The organism is Bacillus sp. BPN334 (genome assembly GCF_008368885.1).
Classification (GTDB): Bacteria; Bacillota; Bacilli; order Bacillales; family Bacillaceae_G; genus Bacillus_A; species Bacillus_A wiedmannii.
In genome coordinates, this window is record NZ_QOZW01000005.1 from 103,415 (window position 1) to 117,905 (window position 14,491).

Consider the following 14,491-nt stretch of genomic DNA (forward strand, 5'->3'; position numbering starts at 1 on the left):
ACATTTACATTGATTATTGGTTCATCAATTATTGAAAAGAGCAAAATGCACCTTTTGTATGGAAAAAGGATTATATGCATTGGGAGGTTTAAACAAATGACGAGGAAGAATACAACGACAAACCCTTGGGCCAAGTTCCATGGTCCGAACCTTGGTTATGTTATTGAGCAGTATGATCTTTACGTAACTGGAGCAGGTTCTGTTGATCCGGAATTACAAGAGCTTTTTGAAATTTTTGGAGCTCCTTCGTTTCAAGATGATGTCGTAACAGGGGACAACACAGCAACAAATTTTTCTCCTCAAAACACAGGGAACATTGAAAAAATTCTTAAAGTCGTTCAGCTTGTTGAACAGATTCGTTCATTCGGGCATACGTTGGCTCACATCAATCCGATGGAAGATGCTGCTAATGGACAATCTCTTCTTGAGAAAGCAATGAACGAACTGAGCGATGCTGACTTGAAAGCGATTCCAGCAAAAACAGTATGGCAAGATGCACCAGAAGGTATTCACACTGCACTTGATGTAATTCATAGATTAAAAGACGTTTATACAAAATCTTTAGCTTATGAATTTTCTCATATACAAGATAGTGAAGAACGCGCGTGGTTGCATCAAATGGTGGAATCAAATTCATTGCGTCAACCACTACCAAATAAAAAACGAACTGCTCTTTTAAAACGTTTAACAGCTGTTGAAGGTTTCGAGCAATTCTTGCATAAAACATTCGTTGGGCAAAAGCGTTTCTCTATCGAGGGCGTTGATATGCTTGTACCTGTTCTAGATGAAATTGTTCTAGAAGGTGCAAAGGGCGGCGTAGAAGATGTCATGATTGGTATGGCTCACCGCGGTCGTCTAAGCGTACTTGCACACGTATTAGAAAAACCATATAGTCACATGTTTGCTGAGTTCAAACATGCAAAAATAGAAGGCGCAGTGGCAAATTCTGGCTGGACTGGCGACGTGAAATACCATTTAGGTAGAGAACAAGTCGTTAGTAACGAAGAAGTTAGCACTCGCGTTACATTAGCAAATAACCCAAGTCACCTTGAGTTCGTTAACCCTGTTGTAGAAGGTTTTGCACGTGCGGCTCAAGAGAATCGTAAAAAATCTGGTCTTCCAGAACAAGATACTTCAAAATCATTCGTAATTTTAGTTCATGGTGATGCTGCATTCCCTGGTCAAGGTATTGTATCTGAAACGTTGAACTTAAGCAGATTGAACGCGTACCAAACAGGCGGAACAATTCATGTTATCGCAAACAATGCAGTTGGTTTTACGACTGATAGCTATGATTCTCGTTCTACGAAATATTCAAGTGACCTTGCAAAAGGTTTCGATATTCCGATTGTTCACGTGAACGCTGATGATCCAGAAGCTTGTCTTGCTGCTGCTAACCTTGCGATTCAATATCGTACATTGTTCAAAAAAGACTTCTTAATCGATTTAATTGGTTACCGCCGCTACGGTCATAACGAAATGGATGACCCAGCAGTTACGCAACCACAAGTGTACAAAAAGATTAAAAATCACCCAACTGTAAGAGCGATTTATGCAGATCAATTACAAGCTGCCGGTGTTCTAAATGCAGATGAGGTTGAAACAATGACTCAGTTTATACAAGAGCAATTAAAATCTGACTATGCACAAGTACCGCCAGCTGATACGAGCGCTGCAACAATTCACGTTAAAGTGCCAGATGTTGTTGCAAAAGGCATTCAGCCAATTGATACTGGTGTTGAGATTGACTCACTTCGTGCAATTAATGAAGGTCTACTATCTTGGCCAGAAGGCTTTAACGTATATCCGAAAGTGAAGAAAATTCTTGAGCGCCGTAAAGATGCTCTTGAAGAGAACGGTAAAATTGAATGGGCACTTGCTGAGTCATTAGCATTCGCTTCTATTTTACAAGAAGGTACGCCAATTCGTTTAACTGGTCAAGATTCACAGCGTGGTACATTCGCGCACCGTCATATCGTATTACACGATACTGATACAAATGAAACATATTCACCATTACATCGCTTACCAAACATTAATGCATCCTTCTCTGTTCATAATAGTCCGTTATCAGAAGCTGCTGTTGTTGGTTACGAGTATGGTTATAACGTATTCGCTCCAGAAACTCTTGTTATGTGGGAAGCGCAATATGGTGACTTCTCAAATACTGCGCAAGCATTATTTGATCAATATGTTTCAGCTGGAAGAGCAAAATGGGGTCAAAAATCTGGTTTAGTTCTTCTATTACCTCACGGTTATGAAGGTCAAGGACCAGAGCATTCTAGTGCACGTCCAGAGCGATTCTTACAGTTAGCTGCTGAGAATAACTGGACAGTTGCAAACTTAACGAGCGCGGCACAATACTTCCATATTTTACGTCGTCAAGCATCTATCTTAGGAACAGAAGCTGTTCGACCATTAGTATTGATGACGCCAAAGAGTTTATTACGTCACCCACTTACGCTTTCAACTGCTAGTCAGTTAAGCGAAGGACGTTTCCAACCTGCTCTAGAACAAGAAAACCTTGGTACAAAACCAACTAAAGTAAAACGTCTTGTTTTAAGCACAGGTAAAATGGCGATTGACTTAGCAGCAGAAATTGAGTCTGGTAAACATGAGTATAACTTAGATGAAGTTCATGTCGTTCGTATTGAACAGCTTTACCCATTCCCCGCTGAGAAAGTTCAATCTATTATTAAACGCTTTAAAAACTTAGAAGAAATTATTTGGGTTCAAGAAGAACCTCGTAATATGGGCGCATGGCATTACATGGCTCCAATTCTGTTCGAACTTGCTGGAGATAAAGTGAAAACAGGTTATATTGGACGCCCAGATCGCTCTAGCCCATCTGGTGGCGATCCATTCGCTCACAAAGCTGAGCAAGAACTAATTGTTGCACACGCTTTAGATGTGAAATATAACTTCCGTCAAGATAAACAAGAAATTGAAGTTTTCAGCAACTGAAAGTAACAATGAAGCTTTCTAGCCTGCTCCCCGGACAGATATTCTGCCCGGGGGCAAGCTAACAAATGGAGATTACCGAAGACAAAAGAAGAAAAAACACACCGTTAGGCAAATAAGGGGAGGACATTTAAAATGATCGAAATTAAAGTACCTGAGCTTGCAGAATCTATTACTGAAGGAACTATCTCACAATGGCTTATCAACGTAGGCGACAAAGTTGAGAAAGGTGGCAGCGTTGTTGAGCTTGAAACTGATAAAGTCAATGTAGAAATCATTGCAGAAGATTCAGGTATTGTATCGAAGTTACTAGGCGAACCTGGGGATACAGTTGAAGTTGGTGCAACTATCGCAATTTTAGATGCAAACGGAGCACCAGTTGCAGTAAGTACACCTGCACCGGCTGCTGAACAGCCAAAACAAGAAACAACTGAAGCACCGAAAGCTGCGGCACCAAATGCTGAGCAAACTACAACTTTACAAGGTTTACCGAATACGAACCGTCCTATCGCATCACCAGCTGCTAGAAAAATGGCTCGTGAATTAGGTATCGACTTAAACGATGTACGTAGCACAGATCCACTTGGACGTGTGAGACCACACGATGTACAAGCTCATGCTGCCGCACCAAAAGAAGCACCAGCTGCTCCAAAAAGTCCAGCTCCTGCTCCAGTTGCAAAAACGGAATTCGAAAAACCAGTTGAGCGCGTGAAAATGTCCCGCCGCCGTCAAACAATTGCAAAACGCCTTGTAGAAGTTCAACAAACATCTGCAATGTTAACAACATTTAACGAAGTTGATATGACTGCAATCATGGAATTACGTAAAGAGCGTAAAGATGCTTTCGAGAAAAAACATGATGTACGTCTTGGTTTCATGTCATTCTTCACAAAAGCAGTTGTTGCAGCATTAAAACAATTCCCATTATTAAATGCTGAAATTCAAGGCGACGAGCTTATCATTAAAAAATTCTATGATATCGGTATTGCAGTAGCAGCTCCAGATGGATTAGTTGTTCCAGTTGTACGCGATGCTAACCAATTGAACTTCGCTGAAATTGAAAGCGAGATTCGTAATTTAGGTATGAAAGCACGCGATAACAAACTTTCATTAAAAGAGTTACAAGGTGGTACATTCACAATTACAAACGGTGGTGTATTCGGTTCTCTAATGTCAACACCAATCCTAAATAGCCCACAAGTAGGTATTCTAGGAATGCATAAAATCCAAGTACGTCCAGTTGCGATTGATAACGAGCGTATGGAAAACCGTCCGATGATGTACCTTGCACTATCTTACGATCACCGTATTGTTGATGGTAAAGAAGCAGTTAGCTTCCTTGTTGCTGTTAAAGATATGCTTGAAGATCCAAAATCATTATTATTAGAAGGTTGATAGATTAATAATCTATTAAAGGCTGTAGAATGAATTATTCTACAGCCTTTTTTTATTGCATTCATACGGGACAAATTTCATAACATAAGCTAATAATGTATGCCTAAAACGTAAGGAGGATTAAAATGAATAACCTTCCAATTGATGCAAAACTTAAAGCAAATAAGGATACTTTTTTCCTTCCCGACTCAAACGGGGGTGTCTATTTTCGAAATAATGCCAGTTCATTTCGTATGGACGGTGATGGAATTTACAACTGGATTGAAAAATTAATGCCAATGTTTAACGGGAATTATTCTTTAGCAGAAATAACCGATGGTCTCCCTCTCCCCTATCAAAATCGTGTATTTGAAATTGGAGAGATTTTATATGAAAATGGTTTCGTTCGGGATGTAAGTCAAGATGCACCTCATGCATTAAATAGCGCATTACTTGATAGATACGCTTCACAAATTGAATTTTTAGAAGCTGATTCTCATTCAGGCGCTCTAAAATTCGAAACGTATCGCGCGGCAAATGTCCTTATAATTGGTTCTGGAGATATGCTTACTTCCTTAGTTTCTTCTTTATTAGAATCAGGATTACCTACCTTTCATTACCTTGTTACAGATTATGAGGAAACAAATTACGATCGCATTCATGAGCTAGTAGAACTTGCACATGAAGTTGATGATCATGTCCTTGTTCAGGAAATAGATACGACAATTGATCGTCCCCTGCATGAAGTGTTCGAGCCTTTCGACTGGATTTTGTATGTTTCTCAAAATGGAGATATTGAAGGCCTAAGAGCAGTTCACACGATTTGTAGAGAAGTAGGAAAGAACTTCATACCTGCCGTCTGTTTATCAGCACTTGGTATAGCCGGCCCTATCGTAATAGCTAATCGTGAAGAATGCTGGGAATCCGCATGGCATCGGCTACATGAAACGACTTTACAAAATGAACATTCATCAGCATCATTTTCACCACTTCCATCTGCAATGTTAGCAAATATAATCGTATTTGAATTACTTAAACATGTCGCTGATGATTCTTACCGGGAAAAAGAACCACAATTCTTTTTATTAAATTACGAAACACTCGAAGGAGCATGGCATCCTTTTATAAAACATCCTCTCGCAACTGATGAAAGTTTTACAATTGATACGATAGAAAACCTTTCTGAACAACTTGAGCAGCGTTCCAACCAACATACCTCAACTGATTTATTCCGCTTTTTCGACTCATTAACTTCTAAAGAAGCTGGTTTATTCCATGTATGGGATGAACAAGATTCATATCAATTACCGTTATCACAATGCCATATTCAAGTAGCTACTCCACTATCAGATGGCCCTGCTTCCCTCCTGCCTCTTATGACTTGTGGTGGTTTAACTCATAATGAAGCGCGCCGAGAAGCTGGTTTAGCAGGAATTGAAACATATGTAGCGGAAATTATGCACCGCCTTATTCCTGAACATAATGATATCGGTATTGGCGCTGGAGAAACGATGACAGAAGGTGTATACCGGGCGCTACAACAACATTTAAATAATAAATTGTATGAGCGGCAGTCACATATGCTAGAAGAAATTACGACGATTGATTTAACTGAAATTCATGATAAACATTGTAGATTTTATTACGATGCTCTCTCTACAATTCATGAAACACCTAAAATAGCAGTAAGCGAAGAGATTCTCAGCTTCCCTGTCGTTTGGGTCGGTATAAATGATCGCTGGTACGGTGCATCTAATATTAATATGACGTTAGCCTTACGAAACGCACTACAACTATCACTTCTTCATATTCAAAATGAAGAGACTCCTTACAGAGCTAATATCTTGCCTGAATCCTCTATTATTTTATATGACACGGATTCTTTTAGAGTGGAAATACAAGCGGAAGAAGAAGTTCCAGGTGTGCAATCTGTGCAGCTTGCCTTGCAACATTTAGAAGAACATAATTTTTATCCATTCGTGTTTGATTTAGCCATTGAATCATTTTTGAAAGAAAACTTAGATGGTGTGTACGGTGTATTAATTGCAAAGGAGGACAGTCTATGACTCAAAATATATTGCTTATAGGAGATGGCTTACTTGCAAACTATGCACATGATCAACTATGCAAACAATATTCTATCATTCGCCAACATAGCCTTACAGAAGAACTCCCTGAAAATATTCATCTCGCTCTCGTATTACATGATGGCTCTCCTTCTACTATTCATCATGATGCCGAGCTAATGTTTCGGTCAAATCATATTCCATGGCTACGTGCATTCACTTCATTTGGTGAAGGTATTATCGGTCCTTACATTCATCCTCTTGCAACTGGCTGTTCCAACTGCTCTGATGGACGCCGCTTTATCGCCGGCTTTGATCAACAAGAAATGTGGGAACTACAGCGGAAATATACGTTAAAGGCAGATAATGTAACAAGGCGTGATGTACGTGCCACCCAAAATGGTATGTTACAAATGTGCCATCTTATTCGTGCAGAAACAGAGAAAATATTAAATCATAGCCATTCTTCTTTAGAAAATGAACTCATTTTACTAAACTTACAAACACTGCAATGTACACGGCATTCTTTTCTTCCCGATCCGCTCTGCCCTGTATGTAGCAATTTGCCTGATGATACGGCGGATGCAGCAGCGATTTCGTTACAACCGAGCTTAAAAGCAAGCGAAGCAGCATATCGCTGTCGTTCCATTCATGAACTAAACACATTTTTAACGAGAGATTATTTAGATTATCGCGTCGGTATGTTAAACGGAAAAATGCAGCACTCTTTATTACCATTTGCTGACGTTATTATAAACATGCCATTAATGTTTGGAAATGAAGGTGTTGCAGGCCGAACTCATTCATTTGCAATAAGTGAAGCGACTGCTATTTTAGAAGGTTTAGAACGATATTGTGGTATGTCACCTCGAGGAAAAAAGACAAATGTACACGGCAGTTTTCATGAGTTAGAGGATCATGCACTTAATCCCCCCTTACTCGGTGTACATACAAATGAACATTATAATCGTAATAGTTTTCCGTTTAAACCGTTTGATCCTGACTATGAACAAAACTGGGTATGGGGCTACTCTTTATTACAAAACCGACCACTTTTAGTTCCTGAATCAATTGCTTATTATAGTCTCGGTCATCGAGATGCTTTCGTGTATGAAACATCAAATGGATGTGCAATTGGTGGTAGTTTAGAAGAAGCAATTTTTCACGGCATTTTAGAAATTGTAGAGCGTGACGCCTTTTTGCTCACTTGGTATGCCGAATTACCTCTCCCCCGCCTTGATCTTAGTTCAGCAAATGATACGGAATTACAATTAATGATTCAGCGACTGTACACGATTACTGGGTATGAGTTACATGCTTTTAACGCAACGATGGAACACGGTATCCCAAGCTTATGGGTAATTGCGAAAAATACGCGTGAAAATGGAATGAACGTTGTTTGTGCGGGAGGCTCTCATTTAGATCCTGTCCGTGCTTTAAAGAGTGCCATCCATGAAATAGCTGGCATGTTACTAATAGCAGACGATGAACTCGAACAAAAAAGAGAGCACTACGAAAACTGCTTACACGATCCTTATCTCGTTAATAAAATGGAAGACCATAGTATGCTGTACGGATTGCAAGAAGCAGAAGAACGGCTTCACTTCCTTTTACGTGACGATGCCCCTGTGCAATCGTTCCAAGAAATGAATGCATTACAATCAGTTAATATAGATTTAACATCCGATCTTCATCAACTTTTAAACCGTCTGCAGCAATCTGGACTTGAAGTAATCGTTGTAGATCAAACAGTACCTCTTATAGAAAAAAACGGATTACATTGTGTAAAAGTCATTATTCCAGGCATGCTCCCGATGACGTTCGGTCACCATCTCACTCGGGTTACAGGACTAGATAGAGTGTATACTGTACCGATGACACTTGGATATAGCGCTGAGCCTTTAACGAATGCACAATTAAATCCACATCCGCATCCGTTTCCATAGTAAAGGAGGGGATTCTATGCAGCTGGATACTTTTTTACATCATCTCCATTTTTCTATCGATGAAATTATGCCGAATCATGAAGTGGACTGGGCAGATGCACCACTTCCTTATAAATTATATCGAAATGTACCTGTCATCCCTCTCTCTTTAGAAATTTCATTATCTTTACCTAACTCTTCTACTACACCTACTTTAAAGAAGATTGGTCATTACCTTGGGTACTCATTCGGTTTAACTCAGTTATGTCAGCTAAATAGCGAAAAAATTTTATTCCGAAGATCTATCCCTTCAGGTGGTGCTTTATATCCGAATGAATTGTATATATATTTAAAGATTGACGATTATCCAGACGGCATTTACCATTACGATGCCGCGCATCACCGGCTTGTTTTACTTCGTGAAGGAAATTTCGATTCTTATCTTTCGGAAGCACTTGGCAACCGTTGTAACATACAGTCTTGTTTTGGCGCTGCATTCGTATCCACTATGTTTTGGAAAAACTTCTTTAAATACAATAATTTTTCGTACCGGCTTCAAGGCTTAGATAGCGGTGTTCTCATCGGACAATTACTTGCATGTGCCAAACAATTTGGCTACACAAATGGCGTATATTTTCAGTTTTTAGACCGCGCAATCAATCATTTACTCGGACTGCCAGAAGGCGAAGAAAGCGTGTATGCTGTTGTTCCTTTAAGTACAGAACCGCAAACTGGTTGGTTTCACAATGATTACCATGAAAATAAAACAGTTACTTCTCATGAGTTGTTGCAACAAATTCCGCCGTTAGCCCACGAACATTTCGTTCGATCAAAGCAAGTAGATAAACATCCTATGATAACCAAAATAAATGAAGCTTCTATGATCGAATCGACAGCACACTTCCACACACTACATCATGAAGAGCACTATCAACATCATGCGCACGCTGTACAGTTGCCGCAAGTAGAACGGTTATCGTATGATTTCTTACAACTTTGTAAAGAACGGTATTCCCCTGATGCTGACTTTACTTTCACGAAATGGGATGCAGCCGAGCTCGCTACTTTACTACAAGAAGCGAGCCTCTCCTTCCCTTATTACAACGACCTTGATGGTCAGTATGTAAATGAAAATGCGCGCGTCTCCTTATATGGATGTTTTTATAACGTAAAAAATATAGAAAACGGTGCTTACGCTTATAACAGTAAAACGCATTCCATACAACCACTTCGATATGGAGACCTTCGTTATCCCCTTCAATCTAGTATGACGATGGATAACGTGAATCTTTTTCAAGTACCGCTTTGCCTACATGTAGTCGGAAAGAAAGATTACTATACACGTGCATTAGGCTATAGAGGGTACCGTATTCACCAAATGGAAGCTGGCATACTCGTCCATAAACTCGTTTTCGCCGCAACCGCGATGGGGATGGGCGGTCATCCATTACTAAGTTTTGATACAAATTCATGTGATCAGTTATACGGGATAGATACTGGAAATGAAACGTCTCTTATTCAAATTCCTGTTGGGGCGTATCGAGCGCGGAATTGGTTAAAAGGGGATTTGCGTAATTAGAAGCACGCCGGTGGACGGCGTGCTTTTTTACTAGATTAATTTAAAAATACTCTTAATTTGTCTAGCAAATAACCAATTTTTCGTACCGTAGTTATCATTTAAACTATCTAAATTAATAGATTGTCCGTTAGCAAACTTTAATTCTAACGTTGTATTTTTGTCATTTGTTTTTAAATTACTATTTGTAATGGCATCATACTTTAATTTTTCAATCTCAATATATTCGTCTTTTTCTTGTCCGATCACGACATGGTCTTGGAAGAAGAAAAATACTTCTACTTTTTTACCGAAACAAAATACATTTTTCGTATAAATTAATGTCGCGTTATCAAGTCCGACACATACTTCTTTCATTTCTTCCACAACATGTCCAAAGTCTTCTTCATGTCTTGTATTTGATTCAACAATCCATTCTTCGATTGTTTTCATATTAATTGCCATACTGCGCCCCCTGGTTCGTTCAATGCTTTATTAAAAAATAAATACTATATGAAAATATAAGCGATAAGTACTATGTTTTCAAGGGTGAACGGTATATTCAAAATAAAGTGAAACTTTAATCAATAGGGGTCTTCATCCCCACTGATTATTAGTTGAACCAATCGGGCTTTTACGGGCAGTTGATCGCCCACCTAACTTCTTTGCTTTCGCTGGATTTTGAGGTGGGGGTCTTACTGTCCGCAAATAGCGGGATAAAGTTAAATTTCAAAGTAATATAAAAGGAACACCAATTTCATTAAATTTTAAACGTGTGAACGAGGCATTCTTCATCATCAATTAACTGCTCTCTCTCATCAAATTCAATGTTCAGTTCTTTATATACTTTCTTCCAAAACGACACTGCTGGTACATTTTTTAGAAGTTCGATAACGAAATACTGCCCTCGTTTCTCTTTTAGTACATTCGCAATAACTTGTTTACCGATTCCTTTCCCCTTGTACTGATTCAATATGAAAATGTCATTTATACCAAAGTCGTTTTCCTTCTTCAAAAAAGGACGTTCCAGTAGTAATAAAAATCCTACAATCTCATTATCACTTTTAATAAAATACGGAGTGATTCCGTCATTTTCCCAAAACATGTGCAAATCTTCGTATTCAAAAAATCCATTTGCCCCAATCTTTATATTAGGAGTGAATGTAGAGAGATCATGAAGATATAGTGCGTACAGATTACGTAATATTTCTTTTTCAGATTCTTGAACGGTTTGAAGTGCTACAAACATTTTTAATAATCCCCTTCCCTATATGTAACTGTTTCTCCCTCTTTATTATTCGCTAAAAAAGTTTACCTACCTTTGCAAAAAAATAGCACTTAAAAAGTGCTATTCCGCTCGTCTTGCCGCTTGCTGAATTGGATCCCAAACGCTGTTATATGGTGGTGCGTAACTTAAGTCGACATCTTCTAAATCGTGAATGCTCATTTTATTGAAAAGCGCCATTGCAATCACATCAATCCGTTTATCTACACCTTCTTCTCCAATTACTTGTCCGCCTAATAATTGTTTCGTGTCAGAACGATATAGTAATTTCAAATAAAGTGGTTTCGCATTTGGATAATAGCCCGCCATATTTGTTGAATCTACTTTGACTGTTTTATATGGGATATGTAGCCCTTTTGCTTCTTTTTCATTTAAGCCTGTTCTTGCGAGCGTCAAATCCATAAATTTAATAATACCTGTACCTAACGTACCCTTAAATGCTCTTCGCTTATCAAGCATATTCAGTCCAGCAAGTCGCCCTTGTTTATTTGCAGTCGTTCCGAGCGGGATATGATCATGAATTTCCTTTATAACGTGGTAATGTGTTGCGCAATCACCAGCTGCATATACGTCCTGCACATTCGTTTGCATATATGTATTTACTTCGATTGCCCCTTTATGATTTGTACGTATATTTGTTCCTTCAAGAAAATCAGTATTCGGCTTCACTCCAACAGATACTAAAACAAGATCCGCTTTATACGTACCTTTATCCGTTTCAATTTGTTCCACTCTTTCGTTTCCTTTAAACGCTTTTACATTTTCATTTGTTAAAATTTCAATATGATGTTTATCTGCTTCTTTATGTATATACTCCGCCATATCTGCATCATAAATTGTACCGATATGATCATTTCTCTCAATCATTCTTACTTTCTTACCAAGTTCGACGAATGTTTCTGCCATCTCAAGTCCAATTGCACCGCCGCCAATAATCGTTACATCTTCAACTTTATTCGTCTCTAACGTTTTTAATATGCGCTCAGCATCCGGAATTGTTTTTAAAAGATGAACGCCTTGTAAATCTCGTCCTTCCCATTCCGGCATAACAGGGCGTACTCCAGTTGCAACTAGTAAACGGTCATATGGAAATTGAAAAATATCTTTCGTCTCTGTATGCTCTGCGTACACCATTTTCTTTTCCGTATCGACTTTCGTTACTTCATGACGCACTTTCGCATCAATTCCGTATTTATCACGAAACGCCTTTACATTGCGCGCGATTAATTTTTCTGTTGAAGCGATAGCACCACTAATGACATACGGTAATCCACACTGCGCGTACGAATAAATTTCACCTTTTTCTAATGTTACAACATTTGCATTTTCATCGTTTCTAACAATTTGCATAGCTGCACTCATACCAGCTGCATCTCCACCAATAATGACATAGTTCACTTTACCACTCCTTATTTTTTACATACTCTTTACGTTTTCCATATTTTATAGAAATAACACCTACTCCCATTGTAAAGAAAGAGAATTCCATCTTCAAATTTGGTGCACGAACCTATGCCTTAATAGGTAATCGTCGTGTCTTAAAAACAACATGTTTAATATGCTATAACAGTTACTATTGAAAGTAGGTGAAACATACATGTGCGCCGGCCTTCTCGCCCAGCTTCCAGAGGAACCACAAGAACCAAAAGAACCGAAACCCGCTCTCTCACTTGACCAAGAATTTTCCATTAATGCAACAATATATAGTGCCCGTGCTTGGTTATCTAACGATGATACGTTTGCGCAAGATATTTGGAAAGCTACCCAATTCGCTTCAGCATCACATGCTGGCAAGTCCATCTTTCCAGTCGGTTCTGTTAAAATTATGAACTTTTCTGATGATACAATAACCGTTACTGCCTCACCAGAATCAGATCATGCGCTCAAAATAGTCGTGCCACCCCATTCCGAGGCAGCTCTAACGTCTGGTCCTTTATCCCATATACAAGCTAGTACATCAGGAGGATCAAGCAAAGTCACATTTCTCTTTCACATCTTTTTCTCAAGGGATCCTGGTTCAGATAAATAACCATAAAAAAGGTACAGTTATGCACTGTACCTTTTTTCACGTGTTCTATTCTCTTGATTTGATGAGTTCAACATTATAAGATTCAATATCTGTTAGCTTTCCTGTAAAATACGGATTTTCTCTATACCAAGACTGTTTTGAGAAATACGCTTGCATATCTTTCGTTTGAAACATGTGTCCATGTCTTGCGTATATTTCATTTCTCGCTATTTTCAATTGTTCTTTCGATAAATATGTTAAGTCTGCACTCGTTAGTTTTCGAATATCACTATCCGGTAAGATGAAACCATTATATACATACCGAGTCGCGGAGGGAGGAGTAACATTATAAACAACTGTTTTTTCTGTACTCTTCTTGTGGAATGGAAGATTATAAGACGGAAGTGCCGTTACCGTTTCTACCTTCGTCGTCTCCCTTCCATTTTCTCCATTTCGTTCTAAATAAATCGTCGTACTTCCATCAGTTGCTACCGGTCCCCACTTAATTTCTTCTCCAGCCAGAGCTGTAACTGGCTTTTGATTCACATACAATGTTGCACCAGGTGCATTCGTTTGGACAGTAATATATTGCCCTTGCAACGTTAAATCTATCGTTACATTATTTTGACCTTGTTTTATAAGTACAACCTTTTCTTCACGTGATAGTTTTACATAGTCATTTTTATATTCTGCTTGAAACACTTGAGCCCCTGGAAGAAACGGTCCATATTGCTTCTCAAACTTTTTGTCATCAGACTTATCAATTTCTTTTCCGTTCATTTTTAAAGATGTACCTTTTTCATTTGTAAGCACCGTCGTATAATACGTCTTCGCTTTCAATTTATACCGATCAAAGATAAAGAAATACTTTCCGTCTTTCGTTAACGAAAAGTCTGCTCTTTCAATTCCATTCCCTTGTTTTTCACCTATCCTCAACTGTTCTTTCAATTCATTCAAGTAAGATGGATTTTCTTTTATATACGAAAATAGCGGCATTAGACTCTCTCTCGTTGCAATAACTGATGGATCATCTGCCGTGACGATTTCAGCTAACTTCTCCCCGTCCCTCTCTTGTACAATAGTAATCATTCGATCTACTTGTGCCGCCTGCTTATAATACGATGATCCGTACAAATACAGTCCCACAATCACTACAGCAAGTAATGTTAAGAGTGTAATGCCAAATTTTGTACCGCTGCTCATTGTCTTCTTTACTACAAGACTTTCCCTCTTCTGACCGCAGTTTTGACAAAATTGCACACCGTCTTCAAAATGAGTCCCACAATTTGTACATACATTCATCCATTCAACCACCTT

At 38.8% G+C, this 14,491-nt stretch carries 10 protein-coding genes; 6 read left to right on the plus strand and 4 right to left on the minus strand.

The window, feature by feature from the left end:
• Positions 1-96: 96 nt before the first annotated feature.
• The 5 genes from odhA to DN393_RS04795 all read left to right on the plus strand — a co-directional run bounded on the left by odhA (position 97) and on the right by DN393_RS04795 (position 9,905).
• On the plus strand, positions 97-2,964 hold the full coding sequence (odhA, locus tag DN393_RS04775; protein WP_088048346.1) for a 2-oxoglutarate dehydrogenase E1 component: 2,868 nt from the start codon (positions 97-99) through the stop codon (positions 2,962-2,964).
• Between the two features lie 132 nt (positions 2,965-3,096).
• Entirely contained in the window at positions 3,097-4,356 is a 1,260-nt protein-coding gene (odhB, locus tag DN393_RS04780; RefSeq protein WP_088048345.1) for a 2-oxoglutarate dehydrogenase complex dihydrolipoyllysine-residue succinyltransferase, read from the plus strand.
• A gap of 125 nt (positions 4,357-4,481) precedes the next feature.
• Positions 4,482-6,401 (plus strand): putative thiazole-containing bacteriocin maturation protein, encoded by a 1,920-nt coding sequence (locus DN393_RS04785; RefSeq protein WP_088048344.1) that lies wholly within the window; start codon positions 4,482-4,484, stop codon positions 6,399-6,401.
• A complete protein-coding gene (locus tag DN393_RS04790) occupies positions 6,398-8,347 on the plus strand; it encodes a TOMM precursor leader peptide-binding protein (protein ID WP_088048343.1) in 1,950 nt (649 codons plus the stop codon). Before DN393_RS04785 ends, DN393_RS04790 begins: the two co-directional genes overlap by 4 nt.
• 16 nt (positions 8,348-8,363) lie before the next feature.
• On the plus strand, positions 8,364-9,905 hold the full coding sequence (locus tag DN393_RS04795) for a SagB family peptide dehydrogenase (protein WP_088048342.1): 1,542 nt from the start codon (positions 8,364-8,366) through the stop codon (positions 9,903-9,905).
• 30 nt (positions 9,906-9,935) lie between these two features.
• On the opposite strand, the gene DN393_RS04800 is transcribed toward DN393_RS04795, so the two are convergent.
• The 3 genes from DN393_RS04800 to DN393_RS04810 all read right to left on the minus strand — a co-directional run bounded on the left by DN393_RS04800 (position 9,936) and on the right by DN393_RS04810 (position 12,564).
• Positions 9,936-10,346, minus strand: coding sequence for a DUF3908 family protein (locus DN393_RS04800; RefSeq protein ID WP_000996806.1), 411 nt, complete (start codon positions 10,344-10,346; stop codon positions 9,936-9,938).
• Between the two features lie 295 nt (positions 10,347-10,641).
• A complete protein-coding gene (locus DN393_RS04805) occupies positions 10,642-11,130 on the minus strand; it encodes a GNAT family N-acetyltransferase (RefSeq protein WP_098101831.1) in 489 nt (162 codons plus the stop codon).
• Positions 11,131-11,229: 99 nt separating this feature from the next.
• Positions 11,230-12,564 (minus strand): FAD-dependent oxidoreductase, encoded by a 1,335-nt coding sequence (locus tag DN393_RS04810; RefSeq protein WP_064476774.1) that lies wholly within the window; start codon positions 12,562-12,564, stop codon positions 11,230-11,232.
• A 199-nt stretch (positions 12,565-12,763) separates the two neighbouring features.
• On the opposite strand from DN393_RS04810, the gene DN393_RS04815 reads away from it, so the two are divergent.
• Positions 12,764-13,195 (plus strand): hypothetical protein, encoded by a 432-nt coding sequence (locus DN393_RS04815; RefSeq protein WP_064476775.1) that lies wholly within the window; start codon positions 12,764-12,766, stop codon positions 13,193-13,195.
• Positions 13,196-13,240: 45 nt separating this feature from the next.
• Here the strand turns inward: DN393_RS04815 and DN393_RS04820 are convergent, their stop codons facing one another.
• Positions 13,241-14,476: a TcaA 3rd/4th domain-containing protein gene (locus DN393_RS04820; RefSeq protein WP_088048339.1), complete on the minus strand. Its 1,236-nt coding sequence runs from the start codon at positions 14,474-14,476 to the stop codon at positions 13,241-13,243.
• Positions 14,477-14,491 lie beyond the last annotated feature (15 nt).

Bases quoted from the DNA above. Each gene is read 5' to 3' on its own strand.
- DN393_RS04815 (WP_064476775.1), top strand. From the start codon at position 12,764: ATGTGCGCCGGCCTTCTCGCCCAGCTTCCAGAGGAACCACAAGAACCA.
- DN393_RS04795 (WP_088048342.1), top strand. From the start codon at position 8,364: ATGCAGCTGGATACTTTTTTACATCATCTCCATTTTTCTATCGATGAA.
- DN393_RS04790 (WP_088048343.1), top strand. From the start codon at position 6,398: ATGACTCAAAATATATTGCTTATAGGAGATGGCTTACTTGCAAACTAT.
- odhA (WP_088048346.1), top strand. From the start codon at position 97: ATGACGAGGAAGAATACAACGACAAACCCTTGGGCCAAGTTCCATGGT.
- DN393_RS04805 (WP_098101831.1), bottom strand. From the start codon at position 11,130: ATGTTTGTAGCACTTCAAACCGTTCAAGAATCTGAAAAAGAAATATTA.
- odhB (WP_088048345.1), top strand. From the start codon at position 3,097: ATGATCGAAATTAAAGTACCTGAGCTTGCAGAATCTATTACTGAAGGA.
- DN393_RS04820 (WP_088048339.1), bottom strand. From the start codon at position 14,476: ATGAATGTATGTACAAATTGTGGGACTCATTTTGAAGACGGTGTGCAA.
- DN393_RS04785 (WP_088048344.1), top strand. From the start codon at position 4,482: ATGAATAACCTTCCAATTGATGCAAAACTTAAAGCAAATAAGGATACT.
- DN393_RS04800 (WP_000996806.1), bottom strand. From the start codon at position 10,346: ATGGCAATTAATATGAAAACAATCGAAGAATGGATTGTTGAATCAAAT.